The 1,223-nt window shown below is 29.9% G+C and carries 1 protein-coding gene; it reads left to right on the top strand.

Annotated elements, in window-relative coordinates:
* The first annotated feature begins 75 nt into the window (after positions 1–75).
* Positions 76–1,205 (top strand): IS3 family transposase gene (locus HMPREF2658_RS00565; protein WP_098686295.1). Its coding sequence is split into 2 segments (ribosomal slippage): positions 76–322 and positions 322–1,205, totalling 1,131 coding nucleotides; the frame shifts between segments, so codons are not numbered across the junction.
* Positions 1,206–1,223 lie beyond the last annotated feature (18 nt).

Here is a 1,223-nt window from a genome sequence, read left to right as displayed (position 1 = left end):
TGAATCGTCTACACTTAATTGGACAAATTCTATGAGAATAGATATTGTTAATTTAAGAAAGTAGGCGATTTTATTATGACAAGAGAAAGAAGATCATTTAGTTCAGAGTTTAAGTTACAAATGGTTAGATTATATGAAAATGGTAAGCCTAGGAATGAAATTATACGCGAGTATGATTTAACACCTTCGGCGTTAGGAAAATGGATAAAGCAACATCAAAACACGGGTACATTCAATCACCAAGATAACTTATCAGATGAAGAAAAAGAGCTGATTAAATTACGTAAAGAAGTTCAACATTTAAAAATGGAGAACGATATTTTAAAGCAAGCAGCGCTGATCATGGGACGAAAATAGAAGTCATTCAAAAGAATGCACATCAATATTCAGTATCAGCAATGTGTAAAGTCCTAAAAATACCAAGAAGTACCTATTATGATTCTATAAAAAGAAAAGATAATAAAATCACTAAAGATGATTCAAACGTAGAACGTGCTGTCATAAATATTTTTAATTCTAATAGAAAAGTCTTTGGTACAAGACGAATTAAAAATAATTTAAATGATAAGGGTCTTACTGTATCAAGACGAAAGATAGGTCGTATCATGAAAAAACATAATCTAGTTTCTGTTTATACGAAAGCTAAATACAAAAATCATCCAAAAGAAACTAATAAAAAACGAATTAAAAATCATTTGAATCGCGCTTTTAATAGAGAACAACCAATGGAGACATTAGTAAGTGATTTGACATATGTAAAAGTCGCAGGAACATGGCATTACATATGTTTATTTATAGATCTATTTAATAGAGAAATTGTTGGTTACAGTGCAGGTAAAAATAAGGACGCAAATTTAGTATCAAAAGCAATCAGCAGAATAAATCATAATCTTGAACAAATCAAACTATTCCACACTGATAGAGGCAAAGAATTTGATAATCATTTGATAGATGAAGTCCTAGAAACATTTAAAATCAAACGTTCATTAAGTACCAAAGGTTGTCCTTATGATAACGCAGTTGCGGAAGCAACGATGAAAGCAATGAAAACCGAATTTGTAAAACAAATGCAATTTGAAAACTTAGAACAGTTAGAAACAGAATTATTTGATTATGTAAATTGGTACAACAATTTTAGACCACATTCTTCATTACAGTATTTGACGCCAGTGGCATTTAAAAATCTACACATGAAAACTGTCTAAAAAATTGTTGACATACCA

This window comes from Staphylococcus sp. HMSC062H10 (genome assembly GCF_001836945.1).
Taxonomy (GTDB): domain Bacteria; phylum Bacillota; class Bacilli; order Staphylococcales; family Staphylococcaceae; genus Staphylococcus; species Staphylococcus aureus.
Note: the sequence above shows the minus strand (reverse complement) of the source record. Positions and strands in the feature narration are given on the sequence as shown.